Raw genomic sequence first — 18113 nt, 5'->3', positions numbered from 1 at the left:
AAGAAAGGGAGCTGAGGAGGGAATGGCATTGGCTTCGCATATCGCCCGCGCTCTTCAGCCAATGGTGGATCTGGCATACCCTCCGCGCTGCCCGCTGTGCGGCGAGGCACTGGGCACACAGGACGGGTTGTGCCTCGATTGCTGGAGCGCGCTGGAGCAGCCGGGCGAGCCTGCCTGTGCCTCCTGCCAGCGGCCTTTGGGTGACAATGTGACCGGCTTCGAGGATGCGGTGTGCGCCCCCTGCATGACCACGCCGCCCCGACATGCGGGGATCGCAGCGGCTACGCTCTATAACGATACGTCGCGGCGTTTGGTCTTATCGTTCAAGCATGGCGGCAGGATTGCCCTGGCGGCGATGATGGGTCGGTTGATGGCCGCGCGGTTGGGAGAGCTCGGCGAAGCGCATCTGTTGATCCCTGTTCCGCTGCACCGGTGGCGGATATGGGGCAGGGGCTACAACCAGTCGGCTTTGCTGGCGACGGAATTGGTGAAGATCACCGGTGCGCAGGTGATGCTCGACGGGCTCGAACGCCACAAACCCACGCCGAGCCTAGGGGGACTTGGCCGGAAGGCACGGGCGAAGGCGCTGAAAGGGGCGATCCGGGTCAAGCGCTCCAGAGCCAACGCCATACAGGGCCGGGAGATCATTCTGGTGGACGATGTCCTGACCAGCGGAGCAACGGCCAATGTCTGTGTCGGCGCGCTGTTGAAGGGAGGCGCGAAGTCCGTCCGGATCAGCTGCTTCGCCCGGGTGGTGGACGGCGAAGCCTTCGCCGCACCGATGGAGGCTTCCCTGGTTGAGACCATTTCGGGACCGGAAAACGAAACGCCCGGGATCCGTTAGGACCCCGGGCGCCGCGTGACGAAACTATTCGGTTTCCGGCGGCCTTCCCCCGAGGGCCGCACAGGGAAACCGTTTCCCTCATCGTCAAGCCATGCCGACGACAAGCGGCGGCATCCTCTCCCAACCAAACCGGCTTGCAAACGAGCATCCGGAAACAGTTGTCGACGTCGCTGCGTCGTGCGGCGAGATGTTCCATTTGCGCGTCCGATGGGGAAGGGCCATTAGGTATTCAGCGCAATTTCACAGATGCTCTGTGCCCAATTTGCAACATTTTGTAACGGACCGATAAACGACATGGACGATACGACGAACGAGGACCGGGAGAGGGGGAAGACCTTCTTACCCAAATTCGATGACAAGGGGTTGCTCAGCGCAGTTGTGACGGATTTTGACTCGGGTGATGTGCTGATGGTGGCCTTCATGGATGAAGAGGCCCTGGCAGCCACGAGGGAAACCGGCCTTGCCCATTTCCATTCCAGATCGCGCGGCAAACTGTGGCAAAAGGGCGAAAGTTCGGGCCATGTTCTGAAGGTGCAGGAGATGCTGGTCGACTGCGATCAGGATGCCATTGTCCTGCGCTGCATGCCGGCGGGGCCGACATGTCACACAGGCGAAACCAGCTGTTTTTACCGGTTGCTGGACGGCGGGGTTCTCCAACGCGTCAAGACTTGACCTTTACGTAAAGGGTATGTAGCAAAGATGCATGACGACGACAGAAGCTCTGAGCGAATACACCCATTCGGGCGCCCATCTGGAACGCCCCGATGAATTGGCCCGTGACCAGTTTTCCATTTCCGATCTGACGACCGAATTCGACTGCACCGCGCGTGCGCTCCGGTTTTACGAGGACGAGGGCCTCATCGCTCCCGCCAGGCTGGGTCTGACGCGGGTCTATTCCAAGCGTGACCGTGCGCGGCTTGCATGGATCATGCGGGCCAAAAATGTCGGCTTCAGCCTGACCGAGATCAAAGAGATGATCGATCTCTACGATCTCGACGATGGGCGCGTGGAGCAGCGCCGTGTGACCATCGAGAAATGCCGGAACCATGTGGCGAAGCTCAAGCGCCAACGGGATGACATCGATTCGTCCATCACCGAGCTCACCGAATTTATCGCTCACATCGAAACGCTCGATCTGGGCGATTGACCGGGGCGCGGCCAAGCGCGCCTCTGCGAAATCAAGTCAACACTACCTTCTGAACAGGAACCACTATGCCGACCTATACCGCCCCGACACGCGACACCCGATTTGTCGTGAATGAAGTTCTCGACCTGTCCAGCTACGGCAATCTGCCGGGTTTCGAGAGCGCTACGCCGGACATGATCGACACCGTTATCAACGAGGCGGGCAAGTTCTGCAGCGAGGTTCTGCACCCGCTCAATCAGGTCGGTGACGAGCAGGGTTGCACCCGCCATGAAGACGGCAGCGTCACGACCCCGGAAGGTTTCAAGGAAGCATTCGGTCAGTATGTCGAAAGCGGTTGGGGCACGATTGCCAGCCCTGAAGAGTTTGGCGGGCAGGGCATGCCGCATGTGATGGGCTTTGTGGTTGAAGAATTTATGGCCACGTCCAACATGGCGTTTGCGATGTATCCCGGCCTCACCACCGGCGCGATTGCTGCGCTGATCGCTGCCGGTTCGGAAGAGCAGAAGGCGATGTATGTGCCCAACATGGTTTCGGGCAAATGGCTCGGCACGATGAACCTGACCGAGCCGCATTGCGGCACCGATCTGGGCATGATCCGAACCAAGGCCGAGCCTGAGGCCGACGGCAGCTATGCCATCACCGGCACGAAGATCTTTATCTCCGCAGGCGAGCATGACCTGACCGAGAACATCATCCATCTGGTGCTGGCCAAGACGCCTGGTGCGCCCGACAGCTCCAAGGGCATCTCTCTGTTCGTCGTGCCCAAATTCCTCGTGAATGAGGACGGCTCACTGGGTGAGCGTAATGCAGTGTCCTGCGGTTCGATCGAGCACAAGATGGGCATCAACGGCAATGCGACCTGCCTGCTGAACTATGACGGCGCCAAAGGCTGGATGGTCGGCGAGGAGAACAAGGGTCTCGCCGCGATGTTCGTGATGATGAATGCGGCCCGTCTGGGCGTCGGCATTCAGGGTTTGGCCCAGTCCGAAATCGCGTACCAGAACGCCGTCACCTATGCACTTGATCGCCGTCAGGGACGCGCGCTGACTGGCCCCGCCGAGCCAGAGCAGAAAGCCGACCCGATCTTCGTTCACCCCGACGTGCGCCGGATGCTGATGGATGCCAAGGCATTCAACGAAGGCATGCGCGCGCTGTGCCTGTGGGGCGCTCTGCAAGTCGATCTGACGCACAAGGCGCAGACCGAGGAAGAACGCGAACAGGCCGACCAGCTGATCGGCCTGATGACTCCGGTGATCAAGGGCTATGGCACCGACAAGGGCTATGACTTCGCCACCAATATGCAGCAGGTCTATGGCGGCCACGGCTATGTGAAGGAATGGGGCATGGAGCAGTTCGTGCGCGATGCCCGCATCGCCATGATCTACGAAGGCACCAATGGCGTGCAGGCGATGGATCTGTGCGGCCGCAAGCTCGCCAGCAAGGGCGGCGCGGCAATTCAGGCGTTCTTCAAGGTGGTCGGCGAGCAGATTGCCGATGCCAAAGCGGACGAGGCTCTCGCCCCGATGGCCGAAAAGCTGGAAAAGGCACTGAACGAACAGCAGGCGGCCACCATGTGGTTCATGCAGAATGCGATGCAGAACCCCAATCAGTTGGGCGCGGGCGCGCATCACTACATGCACCTGATGGGCATTGTGACGCTGGGCTTCATGTGGCTGAAAATGGCGAAAGTCTCGCGCGCTGCACTCGAAGGTTCGCCGGAAGATGCCGCATTCTACGAAGCCAAGCTGGCCACGGCACGCTATTTTTTCGACCGGTTTACGCCGGATGCGGGCGCCCTGCGCCGCAAGATCGAAGCAGGCAGCGAGAGCCTGATGGAGCTGGGCGAGGAAGCCTTCGCCACGGCGGCCTGATCCACGGCCTCGGGCCGAAGCGCTCCAAAGAAAAGGCCCCGCCATCAAGCGGGGCCTTTTTGTTTTAAAGCTTGACGGAATCAGGCTCCCGGCAGGAAATCCGGTACGGAGAGATACCGCTCGCCGGTGTCGTAATTGAAGCCCATGATGCGGCTGCCGCTGTCCAGTTCGGGCAGCTTCTTCGCAATGGCGGCCAGCGTAGCGCCGCTCGATATCCCGACCAACATGCCTTCCTCGGTTGCCGCGCGGCGGGCCATTTCCTTGGCCGCCTCTGCATCCACCTGGATAGCGCCGTCGATGGATTGGGTGTGCAGGTTCTCCGGGATGAAGCCCGCGCCGATGCCCTGAATGGGATGAGGCCCGGGCTGACCGCCATTGATGACCGGCGATAGCTCAGGCTCCACACCATATGCCTTCATATCAGGCCAGTGCTTCTTCAACTCCACCGCGCAACCAGTCAGATGGCCACCAGTGCCCACGCCGGTAATCATCGCATCGATGGGTGTATCGGCAAAATCGTTCAGGATTTCCTGCGCGGTAGTGCGCGTGTGGACTTTCCAGTTGCTTTCATTGTCGAACTGGCTGGGCATCCATGCGCCGTCGGTTTGGGACACCAACTCGCCCGCGCGCTCGATTGCCCCCTTCATGCCCTTGGCCTTGTCGGTCAGGTCGAAGCTGGCACCATAGGCCAGCATCAGGCGGCGGCGCTCCAGGCTCATGCTTTCCGGCATCACAAGCACCAGCTTGTAGCCCTTGACCGCAGCGACCATCGCAAGGCCGATGCCCGTATTCCCGCTGGTCGGTTCAATGATCGTACCGCCGGGCTTCAGCTTGCCCGCAGCCTCGGCATCTTCGATCATCGCCAGCGCGATACGATCCTTGATCGAGCCGCCGGGATTGGCCCGCTCAGACTTGATCCACACCTCGTGGTCGGGGAACAGTTTGGCCACGCGGATATGGGGTGTGCCGCCAATGGTCTGAAGGATTGTGTCGGCTTTCATCGGATGGGCTCCTGCTAGGTTTTGTTATGTGTCTCTTCGTCCAACTCGGGCGGCGGGTCAAAGGTCCGTGTTGTTCGCAGCACGGGAAATATTTTCGCCCACACGAGGACGGTGACAATCGCACCTATGCCGCCGCCGACAACCGCCGCCACAGGCCCTACTATACTGGCGAGCGTGCCGGAGAACGCGTCGCCGCCTTCGTTCGAGGCGCTGATGGTCAGCAGACTGACCGACGAGACGCGGCCACGCTTGTCATCCGGTGTGTGCAGCTGGACGAGAGACTGGCGGATATAGACACTGAACATGTCCGCCGCGCCGACAATGAAAAGCATCGCCAGACTGAGCGGCATGGAGGTCGAAAAACCGAAGACGATGGTCGCGACACCGAACAACGCGACGGCCCAGAGCATTTTTGGCCCGACATTGCTTTCCAGTGGACGGAAGGAAAAATAGAGCGCCGTCAGAGCCGCTCCCACAGCGGGGGCGGCGGCCAATTGGCTTAGGCCCGTGGCGCCCACTTCCAGAATATCGCGCGCATAGACCGGGAAAAGGGCGGTCGCTCCGGCGAGGAATACCGCAAAGAGATCAAGAGTAATTGCGCCGAGCACCATCTTGTTGCGCACCACGTAGCGCAGGCCGTCGATCACTTGCCCGATGGGACGCTGAGCGCCCTGAATAGCGCTGCGCGGCACATGGCCGATCATTGCCAGTGCTGCGAAAGATACGGCGAACAGAACGCCCGCAACAGCATAGGGCGCCGCCGGATCGATAACGTAGAGATAGCCGCCAATCGCCGGGCCGACGATCATGCCGGTTTGCCACGCGATCGAGCTCAGCGCGATGGCATTCGGCAGGATTGCTTTGGGCACCAGATTTGGGGCGAGGGCAGACAGAGCCGGGCCATTGAACGCGCGGGCGACGCCCAGCAATATGGCGATGCCGAACAGCCACGGCAGCGCGATCAGACCCTCCCAGGTCAGCCACGCTAGAGCGAGCGTACAGCCCAGCTGCAGTGCCACAGTGGCCTGCGCCAGACCACGCCGGTTCAGCCGGTCCGCCGCGAGTCCGGAAAACGGGGTCAGCAAGAACAGCGGAATAAACTGGAGCAACCCGATCAGCGCCAGTTGTCCTGAGGACGCCGCCACCGACATCCCGCTATCGCGCGCCAGATTGTAGGTTTGCCACCCGATGATCAACAGCATGGCGTATTGCGCCAGCGTCATCGTCAGACGGGCGACAAAATACGCCCGGAAATTGTGCACCTTCAGCGGGTGCGTCGGTTGGCTGGTATCAGGAGATGTTTGCTCGTTCACCCGCGCGCCATGGCAGGCCGCGCGCCGCTAGGGAAGTCTCAGCGCTGTTTGCGCAGGCGCGGATTGGGCTGCAATGCGTCGATAACCTGCAGGAAATCGTCAAGGCGGATGATCCGCTCGAACTGGAAGCCCGCGCGGTTATCACGCAGCCAGATCACATAGGCTTCTATCCGACCCACGACCGGCAGCCGGATGATGACCCGGTCACCGCGAACGATATCGTGGGCATCGTCGACCATGAAGCCATGGGCGGACAGATTGCTGATATGCAGCTTCAGATCGCCATGCTGGTGATGCTCCGCGATAACGGGAAAATCCACTGGATGGCGCGCTGCGCGGCGCATATCGGTTACTGTTAGCTGTGCACCCACAGACATAAATCGCGTCCCTCCGAGCGTCTCTCGTGAAGGAACGTTATGGCCGGTATTGGCTGATATTCAGTTAAGCACGCCTGTCCCGTTATGAAACAAGGGTACTGTATTTAAACAGTTTTATCTGGTGAGGATGGCGTGTTTCTTCTTACCGAGGCTTAATTTTGCCTCGGCGCCAGAGGCAATTTCCACCAATGTGCCGGGATCACTGACTGGTACATCATCCAGTTTCACAGCTCCCTCGGCCAGTTTGCGCTTTGCCTCCTTGTTCGAGGCAGTGAAGCCAAGCTCGGTCAGGATCGCGCCAATACGCATCCCTTCTTCGCCGACCGATAATGTGGGCAAATCATTGCCCGCTCCGCCGCCAGCGAAGGTCTCGCGCGCGGTTGCCTGAGCCGATGCCGCAGCCTCTTCGCCGCGCACCAGAGTCGTCACTTCATTGGCCAGCACCTCCTTCGCCGCGTTGATTTCGCTGCCTTCAAGGCCTTCCAGCCTTGAGATTTCGTCAAGCGGGAGGTCGGTAAAGATACGGAGGAAGTGGCCTACATCGCGGTCATCCACATTGCGCCAATATTGCCAGAAGTCGTAACCTGGCAGAATATCCTCATTCAGCCAGATAGCCCCGTCGACCGACTTGCCCATCTTCGCACCGTCGGAGCGTGTAATCAGCGGCGCGGTGAAGCCATACAGCTCCGCTCCGTCGATCCGGCGGCCCAGTTCCACACCGTTGATGATGTTGCCCCACTGGTCGCTGCCGCCCAGTTGCAGGCGGCACCCGTAATCGCGCGACAGCTTCAGATAATCATACGCCTGCATGATCATGTAGTTGAATTCGAGGAAGGTCAGCGGCTGCTCCCGGTCCAGCCGCAGCTTCACCGAATCGAAAGTCAGCATCCGGTTGATCGTGAAATGCGTGCCGACATCGCGCAGCATTTCGATATAGCCTAGTTCGCTCAGCCAATCGTCATTGTTGATCAGCACCGCGCCGGTTTCGCTGTCATCGAAGCGCAGGATCTGCTCGAAACTGCCTTTGATCGAGGCGATATTGCTGGCGAGTTTCTCCTCGGTCAGCATCTGCCGCGTATCGTCGCGCCCCGAAGGATCGCCGACCTTCGCCGTGCCGCCGCCCATTACGACGATGGGGCGATGCCCCGCCTGCTGCAACCGGCGCAGCAACATGATGGAGGCAAGATTGCCGATATGCAGCGACGGGGCAGTCGGATCGAACCCGACATAGCCGGTGATGGTTTCTTTCGCCGCCAATTGGTCCAGCGCGCCTGCGTCGGTCACCTGATGCAAATGCCCGCGGCTCGCCAACAATGTCAGCAATTCTGATGTGTATTCGGTCATGCCCTGCACCTTAGCAGCGGGGATGCAGGCGGGTAAGTGGCTTCAAGTGGCTTGCGGCGCTTTTCAGCCTGCGCGATAGGCGGATGCATATGGAACAGCTCACTCTTCACCCGTCCTGCGCGCCCGGTCCGATCAAGCGGATCAGCGCAGCCATTCAGCCCACGCCAGACGGATGCCGCGTAAGGTTCGTGATGGAGGGCGATGTTGGCCGGATCAAAGTTCCGATGCACGCCCACGGCCAGCGGCAGGATAATTTGTGGAAGACCACCTGCTTCGAGATTTTCTGGCAACCCGAAGGCGGGACCTATTACCGCGAGTTCAACCTGAGCCCGTCCTCGCAATGGGCGGCGTATGATTTCGACGATTTCAGGCTGAACAGCCGCGATGCGCCTGTGAGCGCGATGGCCATCGCATGCAGCGCGCATGATGCGAAGCTGGAGCTGGAGGCGAGTTTGGCCAGCGAATTGCCGACGCCTGCCGATGTGGCCCTGAATGCGGTGGTCGAGGATATAGAAGGCAATATCCAGTTCTGGGCTCTGGCCTTTCCGGACGGCAAACCGGAGTTCCACAGCGAGGTTTGCCGCGCGAAGAAGCTGGCAGGTATGCTATGACGGTGCTGTTTGGCATAGACCGCCTGCTGGCCGACGATGCGTTGCTGGCGGACCTGAAGGGCAAGCGCGTGGCGTTGGTGGCGCACCCTGCCTCCGTGACCGCCGATCTGACTCATAGCCTGGACGCCCTGATCGCTGCCGAGGTCAATGTGACCAGCGCGTTCGGCCCGCAGCACGGGCTGAAGGGCGACAAGCAGGACAATATGGTCGAGACAGCGGACGAAACCGATCCGCATTACGGCATCCCGGTGTTCAGCCTTTATGGCGAGGTGCGCCGCCCGACCGGGCAGATGATGTCGAGCGCGGATGTGTTCCTGTTCGATCTGCAGGACCTAGGCTGCCGGATCTACACCTTCGTCACCACGCTCCTCTATCTGCTGGAGGAGGCGGAGAAGGCGGGCAAATCGGTGTGGGTGCTGGATCGCCCCAATCCCGCCGGTCGCCCGGTAGAAGGGACCAAGCTTGTTCCCGGGAACGAGAGCTTTGTCGGGGCAGCGCCCATGCCCATGCGCCATGGTTTGACTCTGGGTGAAATGGGTCACTGGTTCATCGATCATTTCGGTCTAAATGTCGATTACCGCGTCGTGGCGATGGAGGGCTGGCAGCCCGAAACAGCGCCCGGCTTTGGCTGGCCGACCGATCGCATCTGGATCAATCCCAGCCCCAATGCCGCCAGTGTGAATATGGCCCGCGCCTATGCCGGGACGGTTATGATCGAAGGCGCGACATTGAGCGAGGGCAGGGGGACCACGCGCCCGCTGGAAGTGCTGTTCGGCGCGCCCGATGTGGACGCCAAGGCCGTGCTCGCCGAGATGCGCCGGTTTGCGCCGGAATGGACGGACGGCTGCATCTTACGCGACTGCTGGTTCGAGCCGACCTTCCACAAGCACGCCGGCGAGCTGTGCAACGGATTGATGGTTCATGCCGAGGGGCCGACCTACGATCACGCGGCGTTCAAGCCTTGGCGCTTACAGGCGCTCGCTTTCAAAGCCGTGCGCAATCTTTATCCCGACTACGCAATCTGGCGCGGGACGGATTTCAAATACGAATATACCAATGATGTTCTGGCGATTGACGTGATCAATGGCGGACCGTCTTTGCGGGAATGGGTCGATAATCCTGCCGCTACGCCCGCCGATCTGGATGCGCTGGCATCGTCCGACGAGGCGGATTGGGCCGCTTCGGTAGCGAAGCATTTGCTGTATTGATGGCGTCCCTCCCGCCCGAACCGGTCCTTGCGCCCAGCGACGTTGACCAGAGACTGGCCGGCAATCCGGTCGATCTTACGGCTTTGTTAGCGAAGGCAGACTGGTCGATGCGCGCGGGCGACAGGCGATCGGCAGGCGCACTATACGCTGCCGCTGCCGGATCGCCGGACCCGCAGCATGGGCCAGGATCGGCCGAGCGGCAGCGTGCGGTGCAGGCCAGCAGCGCGCTGCAACAGGCCTATATCGATCACATGTTCCAGACCCTAGCCGCCGCAGGTCATGGGCAAGCAAACTGGCATCCGCGCTTCAAGAAGGCGCTCGACATCATGACCGGTGAGCGCGGGCGCGACCCGGTGCATACAGCTTGGCCACAAATGCCGGGGGTCTTCTTTTATCCCGATATGCCGGACGTGGATTTTGTCGATCTATCTGCCGAGAATTGGTGGGGCGAAGTCGAGCAAGCAACCGATGTGATTGCGGAAGAGCTCGGCAATATTCGCAACACGGAAGGCACCTTCGCGGCTTATGTGCAGGGGCAGAGCGGGGCTGCGCAGAATGACTATCACGGCATGCTCGGCAACAATGACTGGAGCAGCCATCATCTGGTCGAGAACGGCACGCTTCAGGGAGATGCACAATCCGCCACGCGCGATGCTCTCGCTTCGACCCCGTTGTGCGATATCAACGGCCGCACCCCATCAGTGCTTTTTTCTCGCCTCACTCCGGGCGCGCATATTCCGCCGCATACTGGCATGCTCAATTTTCGCTATATCTGCCATCTGCCGATTGTCGTTCCCGGCAATGGCGAATTGCGCGTCGGCGGGGCGAAGCGGTCATGGGAGCGTGGCCAGCTCATGGCGTTCGACGACACGGTCGAGCATGAAGCGTGGAATCGCTCGGCCGAGGATCGCATCGTCTTGATTTTCGACATCTGGAAACCGGAGATCGAAGAAATTGAAAAGGCCCAACTGCGCACCTTGTTCGGCGCAGTCGACTCCTTCTAACGCACCGGCACGAGACTACCCCTGCTTGCGGCTCAGTTCGCGCATTGCGTCATCGAGACCATCCAGCGTCAGGCCGTACATCCGGTCATTGACCAGCTGTTTGAGCATCTTGGTGCTCTGCGAATAGCTCCATTGCTTTTCGGGAACAGGATTGAGCCATACGGTCGCGGGGTAGGTGTTGGTCACGCGCTGCATCCACGTGGCGCCCGCTTCCTCGTTCATATGCTCCACGCTGCCGCCGGCATGGGTAATTTCATACGGGCTCATGGCGGCATCGCCGATGAAGATCACTTTGTAATCATGGCCGTATTTGTGGAGTATATCCCACGTCTTCGTCCGCTCGGCCCAGCGGCGGCGGTTGTCCTTCCATACCCCTTCATACAAGCAGTTATGGAAGTAGAAGAACTCCATGTTCTTGAACTCGGATGTGGCGGCACTGAACAGCTCCTCACACAGCTTGATAAACGGGTCCATTGATCCGCCCACATCGAGGAACAGCAGCAGCTTCACCGCATTGCGGCGTTCGGCGCGCATGTGAATGTCCAGCCAACCTTGCTTCGCCGTTCCGTCAATTGTCGCATCCAGATCAAGCTGATCCTGCGCCCCTTCGCGGGCAAATCGGCGCAGACGGCGAAGCGCCATCTTGATGTTGCGGGTGCCCAATTCCTTGGTGTTGTCGAGGTTCTTGAACTCGCGCTTTTCCCAGACCTTTACGGCGCGCTTGTGCTTGCTTTCACCGCCGATGCGCACGCCTTCGGGATTGTAGCCGCTGTGGCCAAAGGGCGAAGTGCCGCCAGTGCCGATCCATTTGTTGCCGCCTTCGTGGCGCTTTTCCTGCTCTTCGATTCGCTTCTTCAGCGTCTCCATCAGCTCGTCCCAATCGCCGAGCTTCTCGATCTCTGCCATTTCCTCTTCGGTGAGGAATTTCTCGGCCACCGCTTTCAGCCAGTCCTCGGGAATGTCGACCGGATTCTGGCCGTAATCGGTCATGATCCCTTTGAAGACCTTGTGGAACACTTGGTCGAACTTATCGAGCATCCCTTCATCTTTCACGAAGGTGGCGCGCGAGAGGTAATAGAACGCTTCGGGCGTCTGCTCGATCACGTCTTTGTCGAGCGCCTCCAGCAGCGTCAGGTGCTCCTTGAAAGAAGCGCCGATTCCGGCCTCGCGCAGCTCGTCCATGAAATTGAAAAACATGCAGTGTCCCTTGTTGCGTCCGGTTCTAGGGGGAGGCGGGACGTGGGGCAAGCTGGCTAATCCGGTTTTGGGACTCGCCGGAAACATAGCTTGATGTCGGCGCAAAACGCGTTCTACCAATGCTGCCATGGTTGACGGATTCTTTACCATACGCCGCCTCACTGCGGTTCTGTGTGTCGCCCCGCTAATGGTGCTGGGCGCATGCAAGGCAGCGCCCGACGCATCTGTATCGAATGCGTTGGCGCTGGCTCCCGTTGCGGAAGCTACCACAGCTAAACTTGCGTCCGCCGTTATTGCCACTGCTCCTGCCAAGGACGAAAAGGCGACCGGGCCCGCTGCGAAAATGCCGCCGGTGATCGGCGATATTCTGGAAACGGGCACATTGATCGTGATCAGCAAGGGATCGCAGAACATGCATGTGTTCCGCGACGGCGCGCTGTGGGACAGCTCTCCTGTGTCCACCGGCAAGCGCGGGAAAGAGACGCCAAGCGGGGTGTTCCCGATCCTGCAGAAGAAGGTCTTCCACCGCTCAAACCTGTATTCCAACGCGCCGATGCCGCATATGCAGCGCCTGACATGGGACGGGATTGCGATCCATGCCGGACGTCTTCCAGGCTATGCTGCGTCACATGGCTGCATCCGCCTGCCGAGCAGTTTTGCCAAGGCTCTGTTCCAGCAAACGAGCCATGAAACGACCGCGGTGGTCGTGGTTGATCAGGCGGTCCATTCGCAGGAGCATGCGCGGCAAGTGGCGCTCAGAATGCCGCTGCCGATTGCCCGTACAGACGGGTCGGGCGGCCTGATCCAGAACCCGGAGCCGGAGCTTGCCCAATTCGCCGAAGCACTGCCGCCGGTCGGGGAAGAAAAGCCCACGGCGCAAACGCTCCCCACGCGCCTCGCCCAGAGCGGCGAAATCATCCAGCTAGCCGCAGCCACCAGTGCCGGTGCGGCGGAGGACCACTGGTCCAAGATGGTGGCCAAGCATCCTGACTTGAGGACAATGAACAAAGCGGTGATCGCAGCCACCGTAAATGGACAGAAGGTCTACCGTTTGCGGGTTGGGGGAGATCAGGCCCATGCGGCCTGCGATGCCATCAAAGTGGGCGGCGGCGCTTGCTTCCCGGTTAGCTAATTCCGCCTGCTAGTCGGCACTGCCAATCAATTCAGACCCCGGGCCCGCGACATGCACCGGCATGCCTTCCGGGAAGGGCGCCCAATCCGGCGCGCTGGGTCCCCAAATGATGCTTTCTGGCGTTGCAATGTTCGGATCATCCAGCGTACCCGCGCGCACCCGTATCGGCACTTTTGGGCCGGTGATTGTGCGGCTGTACATCTGCGATCCGCATGTCGGGCAAAAGCCCCGCTGGACCGTATTCCCACTGTCGGCGACCAGCTCCAGCTTCGTCATCTCACCGGAATATTGAACGTCATCGCTATCGAACAGCACGTTCATCGTGGCCATACCGCTGGCGATGCGCTGGCAATCGCGGCACCAGCAATAGCGAGCACCCTGCGGAGGGGATGCAATGGTGAAGCGAACCGCTCCGCATAGGCACCCGCCCTCGATCACGTTTGGCGGCGGCTCATGAAGGCGAGGCGTTCGAACAGCATAACGTCCTGCTCGTTCTTCAGCAGGGCACCATGCAGCGGCGGGATCGCAGTGTTGGGGTTGCTGTCCTGCAGAACCTCCAGCGGCATATCCTCGTTCATCAGCAGCTTGAGCCAATCAAGCAGCTCGCTGGTGCTGGGCTTTTTCTTCAGGCCCGGTACTTCGCGGATTTCGTAGAAGACATCCATGGCCTTGGTCACCAGCGTCTTCTGGATATCAGGGAAGTGGACATCGACGATGGAGCGCATCGTCTCGCGGTCGGGGAACTTGATGTAGTGGAAGAAACAGCGGCGCAAGAATGCGTCGGGCAGTTCCTTCTCGTTGTTCGACGTGATGACCACGATGGGGCGTTCTTTCGCCGTGATCGTCTCGTGCGTCTCGTAAACGTCGAAGCTCATCCGATCGAGCTCCTGCAGCAGATCGTTCGGAAATTCGATGTCAGCCTTGTCGATCTCGTCGATCAACAGGACGGGCAGCTCGGGCGCTGTGAAGGCTTCCCACAGCTTGCCCTTCTTGATGTAGTTAGCGATGTCGTGGACCCGCTCGTCACCCAACTGGCCATCGCGCAGGCGGGCAACCGCGTCATACTCATACAGGCCCTGCTGCGCTTTTGTGGTGGACTTCACATTCCACTCGATCAGCGGGGCACCAATAGCCTTGGCGATTTCATGCGCCAGCACCGTCTTACCCGTACCCGGCTCACCCTTCACCAGCAGCGGGCGGCGCAGCGTGACGGCTGCGTCGACGGCAACCTTCAGGTCGTCGGTTGCGATATAGTCTTTGGTGCCTTCAAAACGTTCGGTCATCGGTTTTCCCATGAAACTTGTATTTGCCAAGCGGGCTAGCGAGCCATGCGGGCGAGGGCAAGAGAGACTGGTGGCGGGGGTGCTGGTGAAATTGTGAGGGCTGACCTCAAATCGCGTCAATCAGGGCGCAAGGCGGACCAGACGCTGGGCGATCAGCTCCATTTTAGAATGGTCGAGAGGAGCATCGGGGTCATTCCAAGAGAGGCTGAGCAAATGCCACTCGCCGTTCCTATCCTGCAGAACCCAGGTGAGGTTGAGCACGCCCGGTTCCGAACCGCCTTTATAGCCGACATAGGCCCAGTCATCGACGAGCGAAGGCGGCATCACCGGAGCAACGGCGAGGATCTGGCGCGCGGTGGGATCATCGAGCGCAACAAGGCGCGCCATGATGCCGGCCAGATCGCGCGTGCTCGCGAACCATTCAATCGTGTCGATGGCTGTGGGCTGGCTAAAGCGCGGCGGAGTAATCTCGTCCGGGTTGCCGCCCACATCGTCCTCGAAGTCCGCGAGGATAAACCGCTTGCCCGCCTCGTCTGTCGCAAGATATTTCCGGCGGTTGCCGGGGCTGCCCTTTAGAGCAAACAATTCCAGCGTGCTGAGCATAGGGGTCATCATTTCCGGAGTGGCATGACCGCTCGCGCGCATCTCCGCCTCGACCGCTTCACGCCCCAGCATGTGGAACAGCACATCGGTGGCGGTGTTATCGCTGATGGTCACCATCTGCATCGCCAGCGTGTGGAGGGTGACGGGCGATCCCTCCGGCCACAGATGCATCTTGCCGCTGGGGAAGGAACGGCGATCCAGCGGCATCACATCGCCCCAACTGCGCTCCCCCGAAGCAATCGAGCGGGCGAGGGCGGAGAGGACATAGAGCTTGAACGTGGAACCCACCGCCATTGGAGCATAGGGATCGATGGCAAGCGCAGGCACAGCGCCAGGACTGTCACGGTCCAACAGCCCGAAATAGGCACTCACACTGCCCGGCAAGGCCGCCAGATCAGCCCTGACTTTGGCCAGATCATCGTCAATCGGTGCGAAGCTCGAGAGGATCAAGCCTGCAACCTTGTTGGGCGGCGTCGGGTCCAGCGTCAGCGGGCCGGAGCCGATGGCGTTCTCGAACCGGAGATAGATCGTTGCGCTGTAGGTGCCGGTCTGCTCGATCCTCTCCAATCCGATAAAATCCCCGAACTGCGCTGTAACCTGCGTGATGATCTGCGCGAATTGTTCGGGTGGAACCTCGGCTAAAAACTGGGGGCCAAAGACATCGCTCGCATCGCGTTCCTGCCGCATCACGCCTGCCACATCCTCGGCACGCATTTGCAGGATCGGGGAGGGTGCGGTGACCTCTTGCGCCCATGCCGGTGCGGGCAACAGGGCTGGTGCACACAGGAGGGCGGCAGCGAGGATTAGAGCGAGGGACAAGCGCAGCATAAGCGGCACTTTGAATGACGCGCCTTGGTTCCGCAACTGCGCTAACCAAACACAAGGATCGCAATGCCGCGCACTTATCAAAGCGATGGTGTCTGCTACTGAACATCAAAAGGGAGAAACCGATGCCAACCGAAACGATTTCCATCAGCACCGCGGCGGGCCACGAACTGTCCGGGTCACTGGAGATGCCGACCGGGCTGGTGCGCGGCGCGGCGCTGTTTGCGCATTGTTTCACCTGCACCAAACAAAGCAAGGCGGCCATCGAAGTCACCCGCGCCTTGGCCCGCGAAGGGATCGCCACGCTGCGGTTCGATTTCACCGGGCTGGGCGGCAGCGGCGGAGAATTCGGGCGCGCCGGTTTCGCCAGCGATGTGACGGATCTGGTTGCTTCGGCGCAGGCATTGTGCGCGCGCTTTGGCGACGGGTTGCTGCTGATTGGGCATAGTCTCGGCGGAGCCGCAGTGCTGGCTGCGGCAAAGATGATGGAGCGCGGCAAAGTGGCTGCGATCGCCACCATCGGTGCGCCGTCGGATGTTCCCCACGTGCTGCATAATATCAAAGGCGATCTGGAGGCTATCCAAGCCGAGGGTCAGGGCGACGTGACCATTGGCGGGCGCCCGTTCAAACTGAGCAAGGCCTTCCTCGACAGGACCAGCAAAACCGATCTGCTGGACGATGTCGAGAAACTGCGCGTCCCGATGATGTTCTGCCATTCGCCGACCGATGAGATTGTCAGTGTGGACCACGCCTCCAACCTGTTTCAGTCGGCCAAACATCCCAAGAGTTTCATCAGCCTGGCGGGCGCAGACCACTTGCTGACCAAGGCTCCCGATGCCGTGTTTGTCGCCGGTGTGATCAGTAGCTGGGCAAGCCGCTATCTGCCGATGAAGGACGACTGGCCAATGCCCGAAGAAGGCGTGATCGTATGCACCGGCCACGGCAAATTCGGCACCGAGGTCCACACCGCCAGCCACCGCTTCGTGGCCGACGAACCGCGCAGCTATGGCGGCGATGACACCGGCCCTACGCCCTACGATCTGCTCAACGCAGCGCTCGGCACCTGCACCGCGATGACCATGAAGATGTACGCCGACCGCAAGGAATTGCCGCTGGAAGGTGTGAGCATCCATGTGACGCACGAACGCAAGCACGATGAAGATTGCGACCACGTCGAGGCGATGAAGGAAGGCACGCAAATTCAGGCCCTCAACCGCGCGATTACAATAATGGGCGACGACCTGTCAGAAGCCGACCGCGCGAAGCTGATCGAAATCGCCGACAAATGCCCGGTGCACAAAACGCTGGAAGGGCATCTGCATATTCATACGGAAGAGGTCTGAGACGATTAAAGCGCGCGAACCCTTGGCGCAAACACCCCATGGAAGCGGTTTAGATTTTTGGCCAACCATTCATGCTGCTGTGACCATTGATCTTCATTGTTCGGGTCAAAATCACTTCCAAGCAGTGAAATACGAACATCTGTCCGCACATCATCTGGCAAATCATCCATGCGATCCCAATGCAGGGTTTCTGCCAGCTCGTTTTCGATCTCCTCACGCATCATCAGAAGCTGATCGAAGTATGCTTTCGCGTCAGGGCCACTAATATAAAGCTCCGCTCGGACCCATTTATCCCACAGATGCATGGCGGTACCGAGCGTGAAGCCCGCCCGACCAACAGGGTAATTCATCCAGTTTTGAGGTTGTGCCTTCCTATTGCCGGAAATGGGCCCACCTTGCTTATCAAGCTCATCATGGAGGCCATCCCAATATTGCCTCTGCAGCAATTTCGTCTCTGACAATTCCTTCTCATCCAGGGCGTGGGCAGCTTTCGATACGGCTTGCGACCAATTATTTGGCTGCGAAATGACATTGAATTTTGGTGCAGCTGGGGAGTCCGCGATTTTCCAAAGTTCGACCTCAAGACCAAAAAATCGAAACTGATCTTCCGTTATTCGGTTCAGCCAATCCAAAGTGGACCGATGCTCCTCGGTGAATTTCGAGGCGATCCAGACAATCGAAACAGCCTCTAGACCGGAGGCATAGGTAAGCAATTGGCCCAAATGATTGTGGTCCGTTTTCTCGAGCTGATTCTCGATTAGAACCAACGACCCACTTCCGATATCCTTGCAAAGGATATCTGCACGGAATGGTCCGACGAATTTCTCAGTCGCTTCTAGCTCAAGCGAGAGCCCGAGAGTTTCAGCCAAAATCTCCAAATTCTCTTCTTCTGCGAGCCAAGGCGTGAAATGGGTCGCCTCCCCTAGCCATATCTCGCGAAGGGGCACTCGTTCAAGTCGACTCAAATTTGTCATTACGCTCTAATTGCATTGCCAAGCAGGTCCCTCAAG

General features: G+C 59.8%; 18 protein-coding genes. 9 read left to right on the top strand and 9 right to left on the bottom strand.

The genetic code is table 11. The features are described 5' to 3' along the window. The first annotated feature begins 22 nt into the window (after nucleotides 1-22). From ACFCW2_RS12615 to ACFCW2_RS12600, 4 genes are all read left to right on the top strand, one after another. Entirely contained in the window at nucleotides 23-844 is an 822-nt protein-coding gene (locus ACFCW2_RS12615) for a double zinc ribbon domain-containing protein (protein ID WP_379546852.1), read from the top strand. A gap of 294 nt (nucleotides 845-1138) precedes the next feature. Then, entirely contained in the window at nucleotides 1139-1516 is a 378-nt protein-coding gene (gene hisI / locus ACFCW2_RS12610) for a phosphoribosyl-AMP cyclohydrolase (RefSeq protein ID WP_379546851.1), read from the top strand. A 31-nt stretch (nucleotides 1517-1547) separates the two neighbouring features. Continuing rightward, on the top strand, nucleotides 1548-1991 hold the full coding sequence (locus tag ACFCW2_RS12605; protein WP_379546850.1) for a MerR family transcriptional regulator: 444 nt from the start codon (nucleotides 1548-1550) through the stop codon (nucleotides 1989-1991). Nucleotides 1992-2056: 65 nt separating this feature from the next. Then, nucleotides 2057-3862 carry an acyl-CoA dehydrogenase C-terminal domain-containing protein gene (locus ACFCW2_RS12600; protein WP_379546849.1) on the top strand — a complete coding sequence of 602 codons (1806 nt, stop codon included), beginning with the start codon at nucleotides 2057-2059 and terminating at the stop codon, nucleotides 3860-3862. A gap of 80 nt (nucleotides 3863-3942) precedes the next feature. Here ACFCW2_RS12600 and cysK read toward each other — a convergent pair whose 3' ends face one another. The 4 genes from cysK to tyrS all read right to left on the bottom strand — a co-directional run bounded on the left by cysK (nucleotide 3943) and on the right by tyrS (nucleotide 7897). Then, nucleotides 3943-4863, bottom strand: a complete 921-nt coding sequence (gene cysK / locus ACFCW2_RS12595) for a cysteine synthase A (RefSeq protein ID WP_379546848.1) — start codon at nucleotides 4861-4863, stop codon at nucleotides 3943-3945. A gap of 14 nt (nucleotides 4864-4877) precedes the next feature. Beyond that, on the bottom strand, nucleotides 4878-6086 hold the full coding sequence (locus ACFCW2_RS12590; protein WP_379548982.1) for an MFS transporter: 1209 nt from the start codon (nucleotides 6084-6086) through the stop codon (nucleotides 4878-4880). A gap of 128 nt (nucleotides 6087-6214) precedes the next feature. Continuing rightward, entirely contained in the window at nucleotides 6215-6553 is a 339-nt protein-coding gene (locus ACFCW2_RS12585) for a PilZ domain-containing protein (RefSeq protein ID WP_379546847.1), read from the bottom strand. Between the two features lie 114 nt (nucleotides 6554-6667). After that, entirely contained in the window at nucleotides 6668-7897 is a 1230-nt protein-coding gene (gene tyrS / locus ACFCW2_RS12580; protein WP_379546845.1) for a tyrosine--tRNA ligase, read from the bottom strand. Nucleotides 7898-7986: 89 nt separating this feature from the next. On the opposite strand from tyrS, the gene ACFCW2_RS12575 reads away from it, so the two are divergent. Genes ACFCW2_RS12575 through ACFCW2_RS12565 form a run of 3 tightly spaced genes read left to right on the top strand, consistent with a single transcriptional unit; the run spans nucleotide 7987 to nucleotide 10720 of the window. Further along, entirely contained in the window at nucleotides 7987-8508 is a 522-nt protein-coding gene (locus tag ACFCW2_RS12575; RefSeq protein ID WP_379546844.1) for a hypothetical protein, read from the top strand. Nucleotides 8509-8510: 2 nt separating this feature from the next. Continuing rightward, complete coding sequence (locus ACFCW2_RS12570; protein WP_379548981.1) at nucleotides 8511-9716, top strand: exo-beta-N-acetylmuramidase NamZ family protein; 1206 nt, start codon at nucleotides 8511-8513, stop codon at nucleotides 9714-9716. Beyond that, entirely contained in the window at nucleotides 9716-10720 is a 1005-nt protein-coding gene (locus ACFCW2_RS12565; RefSeq protein WP_379546842.1) for an aspartyl/asparaginyl beta-hydroxylase domain-containing protein, read from the top strand. The genes ACFCW2_RS12570 and ACFCW2_RS12565 overlap by 1 nt, the downstream gene beginning before the upstream one ends. Nucleotides 10721-10735: 15 nt before the next feature. On the opposite strand, the gene ACFCW2_RS12560 is transcribed toward ACFCW2_RS12565, so the two are convergent. Then, nucleotides 10736-11917 carry a vWA domain-containing protein gene (locus ACFCW2_RS12560; protein ID WP_379546840.1) on the bottom strand — a complete coding sequence of 394 codons (1182 nt, stop codon included), beginning with the start codon at nucleotides 11915-11917 and terminating at the stop codon, nucleotides 10736-10738. Between the two features lie 127 nt (nucleotides 11918-12044). Between ACFCW2_RS12560 and ACFCW2_RS12555 the strand changes: the two genes are divergently transcribed. Further along, nucleotides 12045-13049: a L,D-transpeptidase family protein gene (locus ACFCW2_RS12555; protein ID WP_379546838.1), complete on the top strand. Its 1005-nt coding sequence runs from the start codon at nucleotides 12045-12047 to the stop codon at nucleotides 13047-13049. 9 nt (nucleotides 13050-13058) lie between these two features. Here ACFCW2_RS12555 and ACFCW2_RS12550 read toward each other — a convergent pair whose 3' ends face one another. The 3 genes from ACFCW2_RS12550 to ACFCW2_RS12540 form a co-directional block, all read right to left on the bottom strand. After that, on the bottom strand, nucleotides 13059-13370 hold the full coding sequence (locus tag ACFCW2_RS12550) for a GFA family protein (RefSeq protein WP_379546836.1): 312 nt from the start codon (nucleotides 13368-13370) through the stop codon (nucleotides 13059-13061). Nucleotides 13371-13483: 113 nt separating this feature from the next. After that, nucleotides 13484-14332 carry an AAA family ATPase gene (locus ACFCW2_RS12545; RefSeq protein ID WP_379546834.1) on the bottom strand — a complete coding sequence of 283 codons (849 nt, stop codon included), beginning with the start codon at nucleotides 14330-14332 and terminating at the stop codon, nucleotides 13484-13486. Between the two features lie 120 nt (nucleotides 14333-14452). Then, complete coding sequence (locus tag ACFCW2_RS12540) at nucleotides 14453-15763, bottom strand: serine hydrolase (RefSeq protein WP_379546833.1); 1311 nt, start codon at nucleotides 15761-15763, stop codon at nucleotides 14453-14455. 122 nt (nucleotides 15764-15885) lie between these two features. Between ACFCW2_RS12540 and ACFCW2_RS12535 the strand changes: the two genes are divergently transcribed. Next, nucleotides 15886-17103 (top strand): bifunctional alpha/beta hydrolase/OsmC family protein, encoded by a 1218-nt coding sequence (locus ACFCW2_RS12535; RefSeq protein WP_379546831.1) that lies wholly within the window; start codon nucleotides 15886-15888, stop codon nucleotides 17101-17103. Between the two features lie 5 nt (nucleotides 17104-17108). On the opposite strand, the gene ACFCW2_RS12530 is transcribed toward ACFCW2_RS12535, so the two are convergent. After that, a complete protein-coding gene (locus tag ACFCW2_RS12530) occupies nucleotides 17109-18077 on the bottom strand; it encodes a DUF4268 domain-containing protein (RefSeq protein WP_379546829.1) in 969 nt (322 codons plus the stop codon). Between the last annotated feature and the right edge of the window lie 36 nt (nucleotides 18078-18113).

The sequence above is a fragment of the Qipengyuania algicola genome, from assembly GCF_042492175.1.
Lineage (GTDB): Bacteria > Pseudomonadota > Alphaproteobacteria > Sphingomonadales > Sphingomonadaceae > CAJXSN01.
The sequence above is the reverse complement of the archived record's forward strand: the minus strand, read 5'-3'. Positions and strand labels throughout refer to the sequence as shown.

What these genes read in the sequence shown, in the direction of transcription:
- ACFCW2_RS12590 (WP_379548982.1), bottom strand. Translation starts at nt 6,086, where the DNA reads ATGACGCTGGCGCAATACGCCATGCTGTTGATCATCGGGTGGCAAACC.
- ACFCW2_RS12565 (WP_379546842.1), top strand. Translation starts at nt 9,716, where the DNA reads ATGGCGTCCCTCCCGCCCGAACCGGTCCTTGCGCCCAGCGACGTTGAC.
- ACFCW2_RS12585 (WP_379546847.1), bottom strand. Translation starts at nt 6,553, where the DNA reads ATGTCTGTGGGTGCACAGCTAACAGTAACCGATATGCGCCGCGCAGCG.
- ACFCW2_RS12605 (WP_379546850.1), top strand. Translation starts at nt 1,548, where the DNA reads ATGACGACGACAGAAGCTCTGAGCGAATACACCCATTCGGGCGCCCAT.
- ACFCW2_RS12560 (WP_379546840.1), bottom strand. Translation starts at nt 11,917, where the DNA reads ATGTTTTTCAATTTCATGGACGAGCTGCGCGAGGCCGGAATCGGCGCT.
- ACFCW2_RS12550 (WP_379546836.1), bottom strand. Translation starts at nt 13,370, where the DNA reads ATGAACGTGCTGTTCGATAGCGATGACGTTCAATATTCCGGTGAGATG.
- ACFCW2_RS12530 (WP_379546829.1), bottom strand. Translation starts at nt 18,077, where the DNA reads ATGACAAATTTGAGTCGACTTGAACGAGTGCCCCTTCGCGAGATATGG.
- ACFCW2_RS12540 (WP_379546833.1), bottom strand. Translation starts at nt 15,763, where the DNA reads ATGCTGCGCTTGTCCCTCGCTCTAATCCTCGCTGCCGCCCTCCTGTGT.
- ACFCW2_RS12615 (WP_379546852.1), top strand. Translation starts at nt 23, where the DNA reads ATGGCATTGGCTTCGCATATCGCCCGCGCTCTTCAGCCAATGGTGGAT.
- tyrS (WP_379546845.1), bottom strand. Translation starts at nt 7,897, where the DNA reads ATGACCGAATACACATCAGAATTGCTGACATTGTTGGCGAGCCGCGGG.
- ACFCW2_RS12600 (WP_379546849.1), top strand. Translation starts at nt 2,057, where the DNA reads ATGCCGACCTATACCGCCCCGACACGCGACACCCGATTTGTCGTGAAT.
- ACFCW2_RS12555 (WP_379546838.1), top strand. Translation starts at nt 12,045, where the DNA reads ATGGTTGACGGATTCTTTACCATACGCCGCCTCACTGCGGTTCTGTGT.
- ACFCW2_RS12535 (WP_379546831.1), top strand. Translation starts at nt 15,886, where the DNA reads ATGCCAACCGAAACGATTTCCATCAGCACCGCGGCGGGCCACGAACTG.
- cysK (WP_379546848.1), bottom strand. Translation starts at nt 4,863, where the DNA reads ATGAAAGCCGACACAATCCTTCAGACCATTGGCGGCACACCCCATATC.
- hisI (WP_379546851.1), top strand. Translation starts at nt 1,139, where the DNA reads ATGGACGATACGACGAACGAGGACCGGGAGAGGGGGAAGACCTTCTTA.
- ACFCW2_RS12575 (WP_379546844.1), top strand. Translation starts at nt 7,987, where the DNA reads ATGGAACAGCTCACTCTTCACCCGTCCTGCGCGCCCGGTCCGATCAAG.
- ACFCW2_RS12545 (WP_379546834.1), bottom strand. Translation starts at nt 14,332, where the DNA reads ATGACCGAACGTTTTGAAGGCACCAAAGACTATATCGCAACCGACGAC.